This is a genomic window from Paenibacillus luteus (assembly GCF_006542765.1).
GTDB classification, from domain to species: domain Bacteria; phylum Bacillota; class Bacilli; order Paenibacillales; family Paenibacillaceae; genus Pristimantibacillus; species Pristimantibacillus luteus.
Genome location: NZ_SKCD01000077.1, coordinates 226,163 through 241,836, shown reverse-complemented (window position 1 = coordinate 241,836; position 15,674 = coordinate 226,163). Strand labels below are relative to the sequence as shown.

Genomic DNA, 15,674 nt, shown 5'->3' with positions numbered 1-15,674 from the left:
CGTTTTTGCGTTCGGCGCGAAGCGGGCGTTTTACTGCTTCGCGCCGTTTCTTTGGTTTTTTAGCTACATACAGAAGGATGTCAGGCGATCTCTGTCTTCTCAAACCAGAGAGGGAGATGCAGCATGAAAAAAGAAAAGGCGGTTGTCGTGTTCAGCGGCGGCCAGGACAGCACTACTTGCCTATTTTGGGCAATGGAGCGTTTCTCGGAGGTAGAGGCCATCACGTTCAACTATGGACAACGGCATAAGCTGGAGCTGGATTGCGCGGCCGATATTGCCAAGGAGCTTGGCATCAAGCATCATGTGCTCGATATGTCGCTTCTCAACCAACTGGCGCCTAACGCGCTTACGAGGGATGATATCGCCATTGAGCAAAAAGAAGGCGAGCTTCCGACGACCTTTGTGGACGGACGCAATCTATTATTTCTCACCTTTGCGGCTATACTCGCCAAGCAGCTTGGCGCGATGCATATCGTGACGGGCGTGTGCGAGACGGATTTTAGCGGTTATCCAGATTGCCGAGATATTTTTGTTAAATCACTTAACGTAACCTTGAATTTATCAATGGATTACCCGTTTGTCATCGAAACTCCGCTCATGTGGCTGAACAAAGCAGAGACATGGGAACTCGCAGAAACGCTGGACGCATTCGAATTCGTGCGTGAGAAAACGTTAACCTGTTATAACGGCATCATCTCGGATGGCTGCGGGCATTGCCCGGCATGCCAGCTTCGAAAGAAGGGGCTGGATGATTATTTGGCCAAACGTATATTGGAGTTGAAGCGATGATGCTTCAGCAGGTATATCCTGCGCCCATCCATAATTATTGTTATGAGCTGAACAAGGATTTTCACTTTGCGGCGGCGCACTTTATACCTGCAGAGGAAGCCGGCAAATGCCGCCAGCTTCATGGGCACACCTATTATGCGAACGTAACGGTGGCTGGAGATGAGCTGGATACGGCGGGGTTTCTTGTTAATTTTGCGATTATAAAAAAGTTAATTCATGATCGCTTTGACCATACGCTTCTAAATGACGACAAAGGGAGCTTCCGTGATGATGATCCGGAACGTTTTCCGACGACGGAGGTTGTGGCGCGTACGATTCATGAGCTCGTTCAAGCCCATTTGAACGGCATGCCAAACCGCCCGCAGTGCATACAAGTGTATTTGCGGGAGACGCCTACGAGCTATTGTATCTATCGTCCGCGCAGAAAGGCGGGGTAAGATGCAGGCCATTAAACGGATTCCGGTATTGGAAGTGTTCGGGCCAACCGTTCAAGGGGAAGGCATGGTCATTGGCCGGAAAACGATGTTTGTCCGTACGGCGGGCTGTGATTACAGCTGCTCCTGGTGCGACTCGGCATTTACGTGGGACGGCAGCGCCAAAGGCGACATTCGCATGCTGACGGCTTATGAGGTTATGGAGCAGCTCATGCAGATCGGCGGAAATACCTTTGACCATGTTACGATTTCCGGCGGGAATCCGGCATTGCTGCCTCAGCTTGGAACCTTGATCGAGGAGCTTCATGAGCGGGATATCAGCGTTGCTCTGGAGACGCAAGGCAGCCGCTGGCAGGATTGGTTTTGGCTCATTGACGACCTGACCCTCTCGCCCAAGCCGCCGAGCTCTGGCATGAAGACGGATTGGGCGGTACTCGATGATATTGTAGCCAAGTTGGAAAAACGGGCTGTGAGCTTTTGCCTAAAGACGGTCGTTTTTGACGACGAGGATCTTGAATATGCAACTTATGTCCATTTGCGGTATCCGAAGGTTCCTTTCTACGTGCAGGCAGGCAACGGACAGCTGCAGGAAACGGAGCCGCAGCGCATGCTGCCTTATTTGGTAGAGCGCTATGAATGGCTGATCGATAGAGTGATGCCTAACCCTGAGCTGAATCGGGTGCATGTGCTCCCGCAGCTGCATACATGGGTATGGGGCAACAAAAAAGGCGTTTAAAAGAAGGAAATGGAAGGGATGGCGCTGGACATGGAAGGAAGAAGCAAGGAGGAGCTAAGCGGCGTAACGCTGCTCGGCAATCAGGGGACACAATATTTATTCAACTATTCACCGGAAATTTTGGAGGCCTTCGATAACAAGCATCCGAAGCGGGACTATTTTGTCAAATTCAATTGCCCCGAATTTACGAGCCTATGCCCGATGACGGGACAGCCTGATTTTGCAACGATCTATATTTCGTATATACCGGATCAAAAAATGGTAGAAAGCAAGTCGCTCAAGCTGTATTTGTTCAGCTTTCGCAATCACGGCGATTTTCATGAGGACTGCATGAACATAATCATGAATGATTTAATTGCCTTGATGAACCCTCGATATATCGAGGTATGGGGCAAGTTCACTCCGCGTGGCGGAATTTCGATCGACCCTTACTGCAACTGGGGACAACCGGGAACAAAATACGAGCAAATGGCGGAGCATCGCTTGATGAATCATGATCTGTATCCGGAAAAAGTAGATAATCGATAGGTTTATGCAAAAGGAACATCTCTCGCGGATGTTCCTTTTATTATAGAAATCTAGGGGGTCAACGCGTTAGCTTGCAGGCGAATGTGCTGACTCTGCTTTAGGAGGACTACGTTCAAGCCAGCCTAAAGTCCAGTAAGCCGTCATGCCCGGAGTCCATTTCAACGGCAAACAAATCACCTATACTTATTTTTATCAAAGATAAAGAGTAGGTGTACAGATGAGTGGACAATCTATTTTTCGAAATGCGTTGTGTATGTCGGTATTGCTCTACACCATAGCGGCGGCGCTAACAAGCTACGGGGTAACGCCGGAGAGAGCTTATGCTGCGCAAGAAGTCGGAGAACCGGCATATGCCGAACTGGATAGCTATATGGAGACCGCTATGGAGGCGCTTGATATTCCGGGTGCTGCGCTAGGCATCGTTCAGAAGGATGCGCCATTATACATAAAAGGATATGGAACATCCGATTCCAAGAAAACGGCCATCACGCCGCAAACGCCATTCATACTCGGATCAACGAGCAAGTCATTTACGGCGATGGCAGTCATGCAGCTGGTAGAAGCGGGAAAGATTAAGCTGGACGCGCCCGTTCAGCAGTATTTGCCGAGTTTCAGAGTAGCAGATGAGCAGGCGTCTTCGGAGATCACGGTGCGACAATTGTTGAACCAAACCAGCGGCATATCGGCTTTTGCGGGAAAGGATCTGCCTTCGCATGAGCTGACGCTTGCGCAGTATCCGGCTGCGAAGCAGGAGGCGAAGCTGAGCGGGCCGGCAGGAAGCCAATTTGAATACTCCAACATGAACTATGACATTCTTGGTGCCTTAGTTCAGAAGGTATCCGGTCAACCGTATGGGGAATATGTGAAAAGACGGATTTTCGAACCGCTTAGCATGGGGCAGACGACGACTTCCTATTCTGAATCGGTAAAGCTGGGATTATCAGAAGGGCACCAACCTATATTCGGCTGGTTATTTGCGACAAGCCCGAAGGAGAGACCGGCTAATATTCCATCAGGGTATATTCAATCAAGCATAGAGGATATGAGCCATTATTTAGTAGCCCAGTTGAATGATGGGGTGTATGAGGGCAAACAACTGGTATCTGGGGAAAGTGTGGCGCTTATGCATGGCGAGCAAGGCGCTCGAATGGAAGAGGGTGGCCTGTACGGAATGGGCTGGATGAGGCAGGACGGGGCCGTGTATCATCATGGCAGCGTTGAAAATTTTCAATCGAATTTGTTCATACAGGGTGAAACGGGCATCGTGCTTCTGCTGAACGCGAATGATCCTTTTGTGTCTGCTGCAGAAATCATGACTGAGGGGATCCGGCAGATCCTGGCGGGAGAGAAGCCTTCGCCGGCTGATTTGCCTTCGATGGGGCTCGTACATTGGGTTATACGAGCCGCAGCGGTAGCCATCGTGTTGTTTATCATCCGTTCCATCTATGTCTCGGCGGCATGGAATAAGATTTATCGCCCGAATCGGCCGTTCATCGCACGGCATGCCATCTCGATCATGCTCTTTCACCTTCTTATTCCGCTTGCGGTTTTGTTCGCTTTGCCGCTGTGGATGGATACGCCTTGGAAGCTGCTGCTTGCGTTTATGCCGGGTATGACTCATTTGTTATACATGGCCTCAATCGTGCTTCTTGCGTATGGAATGGTGAGATTGATTCTGCTATTCAAGAGCATCAGCATGAGCAGGCATTGATCTAGTTCTACTGTACATTCAAACGGACCTGAAGATACGATGAAGCTGTCTCAAAGCAGGTGAAATAACTGCTTTTGAGACAGCTTTCTGTTATTTACGAGAATAGTATCCACTCTGATTGGCTTTGAGCTCTTCCCGTTGTCGGTGCTGATAGGCAAAATGATTCGTGGGCCCATGTCCTCCGCCGATGCCAAGCTGGTCTTCAATCGCTGCTTGTATGAAGGCTTTGGCTGTCTGGATCGCTGCGCGAACGGGTTTTCCCTGCGCGATTTCAGCGGTTGCTGCCGCGGAGAAGGTGCAGCCTGTGCCATGGGTATGGGGAGTGATGATTCGTTTGCTCTCCAAGTATTCAAAGGTTTGTCCATCATAAATTAGGTCGACAAGCTGCTCGTTTTCCTTGGTGTGGCCGCCTTTGATTACAATATAGCGCGAGCCCATTTGAAACAACCGCTTTGCCGCTTCTTCGCGGTCTTGGAGGTTGCGAATCGGCATGCGGGCAAGCAGCTCGGCCTCCGGGATATTTGGAGTCGTAACAAGTGCAAGCGGCAGCAAGTGCTTCACAAGCGATTGAATCGCTTCCTGCTGCAGGAGAGGGGAGCCGCCCTTGGCGACCATGACCGGGTCAATGATCAGGTTCCGCCATTGGTATTGCTTGATTTTGGCAGCGACAATTTCAATAATTTCCGCACTAAAGAGCATCCCCGTCTTCAGCGCATCCGGTTCCAAATCTTCTCCAATCGCATCCAGCTGTCCTTGAATCGCAGCGGCTTCCATCGAATAGACGCCATGTACGCCATGCGTATTTTGCGCGGTCACTGCCGTTATTACCGACATGCCATAAGCGCCGAGTTCCTGAAATGTTTTTAAGTCTGCTTGAATCCCTGCGCCGCCGCCGCTGTCCGACCCTGCTATCGTTAATGCTTTGAACGTTTTCGTCAATTTCGTATCCCCCAATCATGTGAATGCGCCCGAAGGCTGTAACCTCTTTGCAGTAATAAAAACCCGCTCATTTCCGGTGGGAAATGAGCGGGTCGTATGTCCAGTCAAGCTTGCGCGTGTGTAGGGTCCTGCTCCACTTCCCTCCGCTGGAATGATCCAGATCAGGTTCCAAGGGTCCGGAGCAATTGCCCCATCTCAGCCGTTAAGCTCCCCTAGTGAAATCAATATTCAGTTTGTATTTTTTCTACTATAGCATACACTGGAGAGATGTAAACCATAATTATCGGAAAAGGCGTGGAATCGATGAAAAACTTACTCGTTAGCGGCTACCGTGCGCATGAGCTCAATATTTTCAGCCAGAAGCACAAAGGTATCGTTTACATAAAAAAAGCGTTAACTGCCAAGCTTATCCCCCTTATTGATAATGGACTGGAATGGGTGATCACACCGGGGCAATACGGCGTTGATCTTTGGGCATGCGAGGTGGTTATTGAACTAAAGGAACGATATCCGCAGCTGAAGCTTTCAATCATTACGGCATACAGCAATCAGGAAGAGAAATGGAAGGATGATAAAAAAGATTTTTACCATCAGGTATTAAAAGGGGTCGATTATTACGCCTCTGTCAGTAACCAGCCATATGACGGCATTTGGCAGCTTACGGCACGGGACGAGCTGCTGTTCCGCAAGACGGATGGCATATTGCTCGTCTACGACGAGGATGCGGGAGAGGGAAGCCCCAAGTTTTTTAAGCAAAAGGCTTTAAAGAAGCAGCAGGCAGGTGACTATGAATACATCAGCATAAGCTCGGAGGATATCCAGAGCATTGCGGATGATGACCATTTGTATTCGGATTATTAGGTTGTCATGCTTGGCAGTATGCTGCGTCATCTCAGTTGAGAGGAGAATGTCGAATTTATAACCATAGCCGAAGCAAAATTAGAGGTTGGAAAAGAAAAGTTCATCAGATTGAAAAATGGAAGCAAAGAGAAATCAACTTGGATAAAGAGGCTCTCGAAAAATATCAACGGGATTACGCCAAGCTTTGGATTTCCCCTTTTTATCATTTATTTAAGCGAACTCCGCCGATTTGGTACAATCGAATCATATTAGAGGCGATGATTGATGTTTATCGGAGCTGGCATGAAACGATGCTGAAAAGCAATGAACCGTTTTATTTGAAAATTTGGCTGTATGATCCGGATTTTATTCAATCGCAGATTGTGGTCGCCTATAGAGAAAATCTGCATTTTTATGAAAATACGTTCGATGCACCGAAGGAAGTCAACAAAACCTTTCCCTATCATCCATTCACGTATTTAAGAGAAAAGCTGTTGGCATTCGATTGGAAGCTTCATCTGGAAACGGAAGTACACTTAGAAAGTGATCTGATCGATCATATTCAACATGGATGGTCTACAGCCACTCAAGCGGAGCGGATTAGAAAAAGGGCATATCGAACAGAAACCATTACTCAAACCGATGGAACTCCAGATATCATTTATTGTGTGGAAGTGGGAAATGTCTGGGTTGGGACTTTGCAATCTAGTTAGAGCAGGGTAATGTTCTGAAGCTTGGAGCAGGATTTGTGGGCATTAAAGAGTGAAAAAAGCCATTTGTTACGTTACACAGGCAAAGCTATGGTCAAGGCAGAAGAAGGAGAGTAAAATGACAACAATCATTGATAAAATCGCATGGATACATATTGTGGATGGACGAGTATTAGCCGCACGCTCCAAAGGAAAGGAGTTATATTATATTCCAGGCGGCAAAAGGGACCCGGGGGAATCGGACCACGATACCCTTATTCGTGAGGTTGAGGAGGAGCTAACCGTTCGGATCAAGCCGGATACGATCACTCATTTTGGAGACTTTGAAGCGAAGGCCCATGGCAAAGCAGAAGGCGTTACGGTCAAAATGGCTTGCTACTTTGCGGATTTTGAAGGAGAGATAAACGCTTCCTCGGAAATCGAGGAATTGGCTTGGCTATCCTATCGTGACCGTGAACGCGTCTCGCAAGTAAGCCAGCTCATATGGGATCGATTACATAAGTTGGATTTGCTTTTATAGTGGAAAAAGCCTGTTTCAAGCCGGTATTGGCGCTTGCGACAGGCTTTTTATTTTATCTCGTCGACAATATTTCGATCTTGGGACATCGGTCCTTTCCTTGCAGCCTGCATCTATTGTTTAATAATGGATAAGACTTCATGGAGGGGAAGAAACGTATGCGAGGGATCGTGTTTGCTCTTTTTGGCGGAGCTTTTATTACTCTACAAGGGGTAGCCAATTCTCGGATTAGCCAAGATATCGGTACGTGGCAAGCGGCGGCGCTTACGCAATTGACCGGATTTCTTATTGCCTTAGTGGTGTTGTTCTTCGTTCGTGACGGCAGCTGGCAGGGGCTTAAGAAGGTCAAGCCGATCTATCTTATGGGGGGCGCGCTTGCGGCGGTCGTCATCTTCAACAATGTGACGGCGATTCACCAAATGGGAGCTACCTTTACGATTTCTGCCGTGCTGATTGCCCAGCTTTGCATCACTTTCCTGGTGGACAGCAACGGCTGGTTTGGGGTCGTGAAGAAGAAAATGAAGCTTCCGCAATTTATCGGGATCGGCATGATGGTGGCTGGTGTGATCATCCTGAAGTTTTGACGCTGGAGGTCAGAACAAATCGGATAAGCAATCGGAAAGAAACGAGGCGAGTATATGAAAGAAAAGCAGGACAGCGACAAAATCGCCCATTATCTTCAAGCCTTCCAGCTGAAATCGGTATTTAGCGATGCGATTAAACCTTCTCTGTCGCTATACAGCTTTGAACAAGGCGAGCCTGTTTGCACCCAAGGGGAGCCTTCGCAATATTTGTACGTGCTGGTAAAAGGGAAAATTAAAATTTACACTACCTCGGCTGAGGGAAGAACGCTCGTCATTTCCTTTAAGACTCCGCTTGAAGTGATCGGTGACATTGAATATATTCGCAGCATCGACATTATAAATACAGTTGAAGCGGTATCTGCTGTCACTATGATTGGCATTCCCTATCGTGAGCTGAAGAAGCACGGTAGTGATCATGCCCCGCTTTTGCAATTTTTGCTGGAAATCATTACTCAAAAGTTTTTTATAAAATCCCACTCGATGAGCTTTAATTTGATGCATCCAGTCGAAGTGCGTCTGGCGAGCTATTTATTGTCGGTTTCCTTCGATGAGACAGATTCCTTATTCCGTGGACATCTCCGCGTTTCGGGCTTAAAGGACGTTGCCAACTTCATTGGAACGAGCTATAGGCATGTCAATCGCATTTTGCAAAAGTTTGGCACGGAAGGTCTGATCGAGAGAAATCGGGAGTTTATTGTTGTGAAGGACAGGAGCAGGCTGAGCGCGTTGGCTGGGGAAAATATGTACGAATAGAGGATTGGAGGCCACAATCGATGATTTTATCGTTAATACTGGCTCTAAGCGCGGGCGCTTTGGTCGGCATGCAAAACATTTTTAACAACAAAGTCAATGAACGAGCAGGCTCTTGGACTACGACGACATTAGTTCTAGGCATGGGATTTGCGGCATCAATGGCGATGGGACTTATCTTTGAAGGAAAGCAAATGTTCGTTCTGCAAAATATGCAGCCTTGGTATTGGGGCAGTGGCTGCCTCGGCGTTGGCGTGGTCGTTTGCTTAGTGCAGAGCTACCGAAGGCTTGACCCGACTTATGCGGTTTCCATCGTTCTGACTTCAGAACTTTTCTTTGCTTTATTGTGGGATTCGCTTGGCTGGCTTGGTCTGGAACAAATTCCGTTTACGTTAAACAAGCTGATTGGTGTGCTGGTTATCGTTGGCGGCATTTTCGTCTTTAAATTAAGTGGGGAAACGAAGAAACAGAAAAAAATGCAGATGAAGTTAGACTATAACGCTTAAAGAAATTCGAATAATCGTGATTTTCTCTAACATTTGAAAATCGGCCATCAGGCCGGTTTTTTTTTTGTGCTGAGCAGGCGTTGTTCCAATTGACAAAAGATAGGTGATCCATTATCATCTTATTTAACAATCATCTAATTAGACAAATGTTAAATTAATAAGAGGAGGACTTTCATGCAATTAGACAAAGTTGTGGCATATCACAAAGCGCTGGCAGACGCAACGAGAATCAAGCTGCTGATTTTATTGGCAGAGGGCGAGCAGAATGGTCAGGTACTTGCTGAGAAGCTCGGGGTGACGCCCGCTACTATTACTCATCATGCGACTAAGCTTCGGGAAGCGAGCTTAATTAACGAGCGTAGGGAGAAAAACACGATTTATTTTTCGCTGAATCATTATTTTATAAAAAGCAATGCAAGTGCTGCGGAACAGCTAATTTACCGCAATGTAGGTGCCGAAGAGAGGGTGGAGAAGGTGGAAGAGGGCGTTATTCGTTTAAAGGAAACCGTCGTAAGAAATTTTTTCACAGCAGATGGTAGGCTGAAGCATATGCCTGCCCAGCTTAAGAAAAAACTGATCGTGCTAGAGCATATAGTATCCAAGCTGGCGCTTGGACAGAAATATTCGGAAAAAGAAATCAATACGTTCATTAAAGGCTTTCATGATGACTTTGCCACGATTAGACGGGAGTTTATTATGCATCAATTTATGTTCAGGGAAGCTGATATTTATGAGCTAAATCCACGGGAATTATGGGCGAAATGGGAGACTTTAGCTTAATTGATAGGTAATAGGTTTCGAAAAAATATATTCGTTGACACCTGTGTTTTTCTGTTGGTATACTATGAACCATTACATATTCCCGATTAAACACGTCGGAATTATAAAAACAGTGGAGGTAATGTTCATGAGAAAAACACAGGCATCTTACACCAAATTGCTAGCAGCACTCCTCTTGTCGTTTTCAGTTCTTTTCACGCAATCGACAGCTTTTGCTGCAACGGCTGTAACAACAGCAGCAGTTACGGCAACGACATCACAGGAGGATGGCGTTCCGCAGTACAAGCAATTTTTGAAAGAAAAATTTGAGGTTAGCCTCTCTGGCACGGTAACGAAAGGCGATTTCATTAAAGCAGTAGCAGATGTGCTTGGTTATAAAGCTTCGGGCAAAGAAGTTATCTTCTCCGACTTGAAGTCAGGCGATGAGCTGTTTGCTTCGGCGGCAGCGTTGTATGAAAAAGGAATTTTGTCCGGGCCAGCCATTCAAGGCGAGCAAGTGCTGACTACATCCGTAGCGGTTGCAATTGCGGTAAGAGCAGCGGATCTGAAGGAGCTGGCTTACACGTACCCTGCGGCTAAAGTCAATAAGGCGCTTGCCAAGCTGAATGTATCAAGCAGCGTGCTTGGTACTAAAGGGGCACAAGAGGTGGCCGTTGCGGTTGACAATGGTTTGCTGACCTCTGACCTGTATGCAAGCTTTAAACCAAAGGCAGCTGCAAGCGACCAATTGATCCACACGTTGCTTGGTAAAGTGTTGATCACGAAGGGCTTGTATAAGCAATACCTTGGTTACATCAACGATGCCGATATCTTTGCAAAGCTTAGCACGGCATATGACACTTCGGATATTATCAATGCACCGAAGCTTCAAGAGCTTGTGAATACGGCTTTGAAGCAAGATCTGATTACGGGCTACAACATTAAGGATTCCCGCTTCAACGCGAACTTTATTGATGAGCTGTCGCTGATTTACGGACATTCCAATTTCAAGCATGCGATCCAGCTTATTGGCTTGCTTCGCAGTGAAGGCATTAACGCTAAAGTACAGTTCGAGCCAAAAACGTCTGCATTTATCTTTTTGGCAGAGTGGGGCACGCCAGGACCAAATGTAGTTAAAATTGAAAATGGCAACTACATTAATTACGATAAAGAATACGATTTGGAATTTGAATTCGCCAATGCGGCTGATAAAGCAGCATTTAACGATATCATTAACAAATATGCAAAGAAAAATGAAGATGGTCAAACTGGCCTGATTGCTTCCTCGTGGTGGCAGCCGCTTTATTATTCACAAACCAAGCTTGCGGATTATGAAATCATTACAAACAACTTCATTACCGATCCAGACAGCCCTTATACCGTAAATCCATTCTCGCTGAATGAAAATTCCGAAAAGGTAGTTGCAGGCCTGAAAGCGATCGATCCTAATGCTATTGTAACTCCGACTCAATTCTGGGTGGATAAACCGTTCTTCCGTTATTTGCACGGTGAATCGCTTTAATTAGAACAAAATACCTGAATGCAGGATAAGAAGAAGCTCTGGCCGTCATTGATGGCTGGAGCTTCTTTATGTTATCGTTCAAGGAAAGGAGGTCGCTGATATGACAACAACTGCAAATAAGCTCGAAGCTCTTTTTCGGAAGAATGCCAATCCCGAAACCGCTTTGCCAATGGAAGCTTATATGCGCGGCCATTTTATATTTCTGGGGATTAAGACGCCGGAACGTACGCAGCTGCTTCGTGATTTTTGGAAGGAAAACGATAAGCCGAAGGGAGACGTGCTGCTTCGTACGGCAGAGCAGCTGTGGCAGCTGCATGAGCGTGAATTCCATTATGTAGCGATGGGACTAATGGAGAAATACAGCAAAGAAGCCTCGGAGCCTCATATCGACAGGCTGGAACGCTGGATTACGACCCATTCATGGTGGGATTCCGTTGATTTTATAGCGGCGAATCTAATGGGTTACCACCTGTCCAAATACCCGGAACTAATAACAGAGTATACGGAGCGCTGGATCGTATCTGAACACTTATGGCTGCGGCGCACTGCGCTGTTGTTTCAGCTCAAATATAAGCATGCGACCGACAAGGAGCGTTTGTTCCATTACATAGAGCTCACCAAAGAGGAGAATGAATTTTTTATACGGAAGGCGATTGGGTGGGCGCTGCGGGAATATGCAAAAACCGATGCATCCAGCGTGCATCGGTTTGTTATGGAAACGCCTCTCTCAGCGCTAAGCAAGAAGGAGGCGCTTAAGCATCAATGATTGTTTGGCTGGCTTTGATCTGGAACGGGCTGTCTGGAGGACGCATAATAAAGCCAGGACGCGATAATGGCAAATCCGGCAATAACGGCCATGCCCCAGAAAATATTAGAGAATGCGCGTCCGAGGGGAAGCGAGCTCTGGGCGGTGAGTACGATGCCGCTAATGGCTACGCTGAAAGCTCCGCTGATGAACTGAGACAATTGGAACAAGCCCATGCCTGCACCGACATGCTCGCCGGGCAAAATCCTCGATAGCTCGTTGGAAACGCTCGAATTCAGAGCAGAGAATCCTACGCTCATGAGAATGTAGATCGCCATGATCATATAAATGGAGCGATCCGCGAATAAAGCGAACGAAATGGCTGCGATGAGTAAAGGCCACGGCGTTATGCGAAGCAGCAAGCTGTTCCCGCGACGGTCTATGATTTTGCCGATACGATTGGAAGCCAGCATGGCCACGAGTGCCCCAGGAAAAATGATTAGGCCAGCTTGGCCAGGGGTTAGCTCGAATAAATGAATGAGCACCTGAGGCAGCAGGAACAGCGTTGCAAAATTGTTGATATATGAAACGATGCCAAGCGTAATGAGGCGTATATATCGTTTGTTGCGGAACAAGGAAGGCTGAACAAACGGATTAGAAGCGCGGTTGATGCGAATCCAGAAGAGCACCAGCGCGGTAATCCCCCCAAGTAAAGCGATCCAAAAATGATTGGTAATATAGAGCAGTACACCTGTCGAGCCGATTCCGACTAGTGCGGCACCCAAGACGTCGAAGGACCCTTTATTCGAAGCTTCGTCAGGCAGCAGGCGATAAAACACAGGAATAAGAAGCAGCGATATGCCGGTAACGATAAACAGTTCATTCCAGCCGAGATATTGGGTAATGGCGCCGCCAACCACGGGGCCAAGACCGAGGCCAAGCGAAGCGGCAGATGTAATAAGTGCCATGGATTTACCACGTCTTGCAAGCGGAATAAATCTTGTAATCAGCACGATCGTCAAGCTCAGCACGGACCCCGCGCCAGAGGCTTGAATCAGCCTTGCAACCAAGAGGAGCATATAATGATGGCTGAAAAATCCAAGCACCGATGCTCCGCCCATGGCAATCAGTCCTATCGTGAGCAGCAGCCGGATGGGAACGAAGTCCGATAAACGACTATAAGTAATGGATGATATGGCGAAAATGATGGAATAACCGGTGATAATCCACGACGCCGCAGACGAGGAAAGCATAAATTCCGTCGTTACTTGAGGCAGCGCCAGGTTGAACATCATCGTGTTCATAATGACAATGATGACGGTTAGGCCTAATAAAGGAATGACGATTCCATCTCGAAAGGCAGGACGGTCGTCTCCGTTGGTAATCAGTGGGGCAGTTAAAGCAGCAGCGTTTCTCATGGAACCTCCTAATCGAATGGTAAAATTACGTCTCTAAAGTACGATAATCATCGTACTATGAAAATATAGCATGACTTGTGGTATAATGCAATGAGTGCATGACGAGAGAGGAGCGAATGCGTTTGAAAATTTTATTCCATCCCAATCGCGATGATATTGAGCTTACTTCCGTGCTATATGCGTTAAGCGATCCTATTCGGCTAAGCGTGGTTATCGCTATTGCACACAGCGGCGAGCAGGCCTGCGGCCACTTTGAATTCCCCGTAGTGAAATCTACAATGACCCACCACGTTCGTACTTTACGTGAGGCTGGTGTGCTGAATGTGCGCAAACAGGGTACCCAGCATTTTTTGACGCTGCGCTCAGATGATCTGAATTTGCGCTTTCCAGGACTTCTAGATGCGATTGTCCAATCTGCCTCTATATAATGGAAAAGAACGGCTATTTATTTTCTCAGCCATTTACGCTAAAATAAAGCAGTACTTTGGCAACGAGAGAAGGAACATCTGTGCGTACACGCAAAGGGTTGAAGCTTCGATTTGTATTAGGGCTATTAGTCATTGGCTCTGTTCTTTTAACCGCCGTTATCGGCGGTTATTTTGCATTGTCCGCTAATAAAGCCTCCTTGACGGCCGGATATTTGGAAAGCAATTCTCAGTATGCCAAGAAGCTGGCGTCCAATACGAGTGAATTATTGCAAATTATGCGCAATAATATTGAAGCCGTTGCATCGATGGCGAGCAAGCAAATGATATCGCAAAAGGAACTGGATATTTGGTATGCGGCGAATGAGCAATATTTTAATTCCATTCTGCTCGTAGACGCTGATCGCACAGTAAAGGCCACAAGCTTCAATAGCAAAGGTGTCGAGGTCGGGATGGTTTTATCTTCAGTAGCTTCCTTCCAAGCGGTCCAACAGAAGCGAACCTTAATTTCAGAGCCTTATGTAGGTGCGATGACACATCATCTTCTTGTTCTGATTTCATCGCCTATAGTTAATGAAGCGGGAGAATACGAAGGTTTTGCTGCCGGTACCATTTACTTGGACGACAGCAATGCGCTTAATAAATTGCTCAGTGAGCATTTTTACGGCAACGGCTCTTACGTTTATGTGGCGGACAAGTATGGACACCTTATTTTCCATCCAGATAAAACAAGATTAAATGAATCGATTACGACTAATGAGGTTATAAATAAAGCCATATCAGGGCTCAGCGGAGCCCAAGAGATTATTAATTCGCAAGGGGGCTCTTATTTTGCAGGTTATGCGAATGAGCCAATGACAGGGTGGGCAATCGTGGCGCAAACCCCTACGTCTATTGTAGAAAAGCCGCTGAAAAAGCTCATCTGGGATATTGTGCTGAAATCTTTCCCGATATTTGTCATCATTTTATTGGTGGCATGGCGCGTCTCTTATCTGATCTCCAAACCTTTGTTTGAATTGGCGGCTTTTTCGGAGGAGGCAATCCTATCTTCGGGGGCAGCGCATTCGAAAATGCCAAAAGCAAGCTCCTATATTTATGAAGTAAGGCAGCTTAACCAGAGCATTAATAATCATCTTGCTTTGTTGAACAAAGAGATTCGCTTGGATGGTCTAACTGGCCTTGCGAACCGGAAAACGTTTGATTTGACGATTCAGGAGTGGTTGGCAGATGATATTCCGTTTGCGCTTATATTGCTCGATATTGATCATTTCAAAAAAATTAACGACCAGCATGGCCATCTTATAGGCGATGCGGTTTTGACCGATATTGCTTCTATTATCAAAACCTTCTCTAGAAGCAATGATTTGTGCTTCCGCTATGGCGGAGAGGAGTTTGGCATACTGGTGAAATTCGGAAATGTTCAAACCGCTGTGCAGATGGCCGAACGTTTGCGCGAAGCGGTTGCCGTCAAAGCAAGCCCGACGGGCAGTCCTATCTTCGTGTCTATCGGAATTTCATGTAAAGATGGAAAGACCGTAAGTGCCAAAGAATTGATTGAAATGGCGGACATCGCCTTATATCAGTCGAAAGCGGAAGGTAGGAACCGAACGACAGTGTATGAAACCGAAAAAACAGGACAGCCCTAACTGTGGGCGTCCTGTTTTTTTGAAAATATAAGACTACATATGTATTACAAGATAAAGAAGCCTTATATTTCAGCGAGAAACGGATCGCCTGCTTGCGAGGAGGACGGCGAAGCCG

Annotated in this window: 18 protein-coding genes and 1 riboswitch; of the genes, 16 read left to right on the top strand and 2 right to left on the bottom strand. The window is 46.9% G+C overall.

Going from position 1 to position 15,674, the window contains the following annotated elements; genetic code table 11:
* Positions 1–123: 123 nt before the first annotated feature.
* The 5 genes from queC (at position 124) to E0496_RS33185 (ending at position 4,198) form a co-directional block, all read left to right on the top strand.
* The gene (queC, locus tag E0496_RS33205) at positions 124–789 is read left to right on the top strand and encodes a 7-cyano-7-deazaguanine synthase QueC (protein WP_141506195.1); all 666 of its coding nucleotides are present in this window, start codon (positions 124–126) and stop codon (positions 787–789) included.
* Positions 789–1,226, top strand: coding sequence for a 6-carboxytetrahydropterin synthase QueD (queD, locus tag E0496_RS33200; RefSeq protein ID WP_141506240.1), 438 nt, complete (start codon positions 789–791; stop codon positions 1,224–1,226). Before queC ends, queD begins: the two co-directional genes overlap by 1 nt.
* Positions 1,227–1,236: 10 nt before the next feature.
* Positions 1,237–1,959: a 7-carboxy-7-deazaguanine synthase QueE gene (gene queE / locus E0496_RS33195; protein ID WP_175598158.1), complete on the top strand. Its 723-nt coding sequence runs from the start codon at positions 1,237–1,239 to the stop codon at positions 1,957–1,959.
* A gap of 30 nt (positions 1,960–1,989) precedes the next feature.
* The gene (gene queF / locus E0496_RS33190; protein WP_141506239.1) at positions 1,990–2,487 is read left to right on the top strand and encodes a preQ(1) synthase; all 498 of its coding nucleotides are present in this window, start codon (positions 1,990–1,992) and stop codon (positions 2,485–2,487) included.
* A 217-nt stretch (positions 2,488–2,704) separates the two neighbouring features.
* Complete coding sequence (locus tag E0496_RS33185; RefSeq protein ID WP_141506193.1) at positions 2,705–4,198, top strand: serine hydrolase domain-containing protein; 1,494 nt, start codon at positions 2,705–2,707, stop codon at positions 4,196–4,198.
* Between the two features lie 90 nt (positions 4,199–4,288).
* Here the strand turns inward: E0496_RS33185 and thiD are convergent, their stop codons facing one another.
* Positions 4,289–5,137, bottom strand: coding sequence for a bifunctional hydroxymethylpyrimidine kinase/phosphomethylpyrimidine kinase (thiD, locus tag E0496_RS33180; RefSeq protein WP_141506192.1), 849 nt, complete (start codon positions 5,135–5,137; stop codon positions 4,289–4,291).
* A 121-nt stretch (positions 5,138–5,258) separates the two neighbouring features.
* Positions 5,259–5,361: riboswitch (TPP riboswitch) on the bottom strand.
* 79 nt (positions 5,362–5,440) lie between these two features.
* Between thiD and E0496_RS33175 the strand changes: the two genes are divergently transcribed.
* The 9 genes from E0496_RS33175 to E0496_RS33135 all read left to right on the top strand — a co-directional run bounded on the left by E0496_RS33175 (position 5,441) and on the right by E0496_RS33135 (position 12,091).
* Positions 5,441–5,998 (top strand): SLOG family protein, encoded by a 558-nt coding sequence (locus E0496_RS33175; RefSeq protein ID WP_139992462.1) that lies wholly within the window; start codon positions 5,441–5,443, stop codon positions 5,996–5,998.
* 137 nt (positions 5,999–6,135) lie between these two features.
* Positions 6,136–6,690, top strand: coding sequence for a hypothetical protein (locus E0496_RS33170; RefSeq protein WP_241675075.1), 555 nt, complete (start codon positions 6,136–6,138; stop codon positions 6,688–6,690).
* Between the two features lie 115 nt (positions 6,691–6,805).
* Entirely contained in the window at positions 6,806–7,207 is a 402-nt protein-coding gene (locus tag E0496_RS33165) for an NUDIX hydrolase (RefSeq protein WP_141506191.1), read from the top strand.
* A 155-nt stretch (positions 7,208–7,362) separates the two neighbouring features.
* Positions 7,363–7,788 carry a DMT family transporter gene (locus E0496_RS33160; RefSeq protein WP_141506190.1) on the top strand — a complete coding sequence of 142 codons (426 nt, stop codon included), beginning with the start codon at positions 7,363–7,365 and terminating at the stop codon, positions 7,786–7,788.
* Between the two features lie 54 nt (positions 7,789–7,842).
* A complete protein-coding gene (locus E0496_RS33155; protein WP_141506189.1) occupies positions 7,843–8,541 on the top strand; it encodes a Crp/Fnr family transcriptional regulator in 699 nt (232 codons plus the stop codon).
* A 20-nt stretch (positions 8,542–8,561) separates the two neighbouring features.
* Complete coding sequence (locus E0496_RS33150; RefSeq protein WP_141506188.1) at positions 8,562–9,044, top strand: DMT family transporter; 483 nt, start codon at positions 8,562–8,564, stop codon at positions 9,042–9,044.
* A gap of 174 nt (positions 9,045–9,218) precedes the next feature.
* Positions 9,219–9,824 (top strand): DUF2087 domain-containing protein, encoded by a 606-nt coding sequence (locus E0496_RS33145; protein WP_141506187.1) that lies wholly within the window; start codon positions 9,219–9,221, stop codon positions 9,822–9,824.
* Between the two features lie 127 nt (positions 9,825–9,951).
* The gene (locus E0496_RS33140; RefSeq protein ID WP_141506186.1) at positions 9,952–11,325 is read left to right on the top strand and encodes a hypothetical protein; all 1,374 of its coding nucleotides are present in this window, start codon (positions 9,952–9,954) and stop codon (positions 11,323–11,325) included.
* 100 nt (positions 11,326–11,425) lie between these two features.
* Positions 11,426–12,091: a DNA alkylation repair protein gene (locus E0496_RS33135; protein WP_141506185.1), complete on the top strand. Its 666-nt coding sequence runs from the start codon at positions 11,426–11,428 to the stop codon at positions 12,089–12,091.
* Here E0496_RS33135 and E0496_RS33130 read toward each other — a convergent pair.
* Positions 12,085–13,488, bottom strand: a complete 1,404-nt coding sequence (locus E0496_RS33130) for an MFS transporter (RefSeq protein ID WP_141506184.1) — start codon at positions 13,486–13,488, stop codon at positions 12,085–12,087. The two genes, E0496_RS33135 and E0496_RS33130, sit on opposite strands and share 7 nt — an antisense overlap.
* Before the next feature lie 122 nt (positions 13,489–13,610).
* Between E0496_RS33130 and E0496_RS33125 the strand changes: the two genes are divergently transcribed.
* Both E0496_RS33125 and E0496_RS33120 read left to right on the top strand, forming a co-directional pair.
* Positions 13,611–13,916 carry an ArsR/SmtB family transcription factor gene (locus E0496_RS33125; protein WP_141506183.1) on the top strand — a complete coding sequence of 102 codons (306 nt, stop codon included), beginning with the start codon at positions 13,611–13,613 and terminating at the stop codon, positions 13,914–13,916.
* An 80-nt stretch (positions 13,917–13,996) separates the two neighbouring features.
* The gene (locus E0496_RS33120; RefSeq protein WP_141506182.1) at positions 13,997–15,559 is read left to right on the top strand and encodes a sensor domain-containing diguanylate cyclase; all 1,563 of its coding nucleotides are present in this window, start codon (positions 13,997–13,999) and stop codon (positions 15,557–15,559) included.
* Positions 15,560–15,674: the final 115 nt, after the last annotated feature.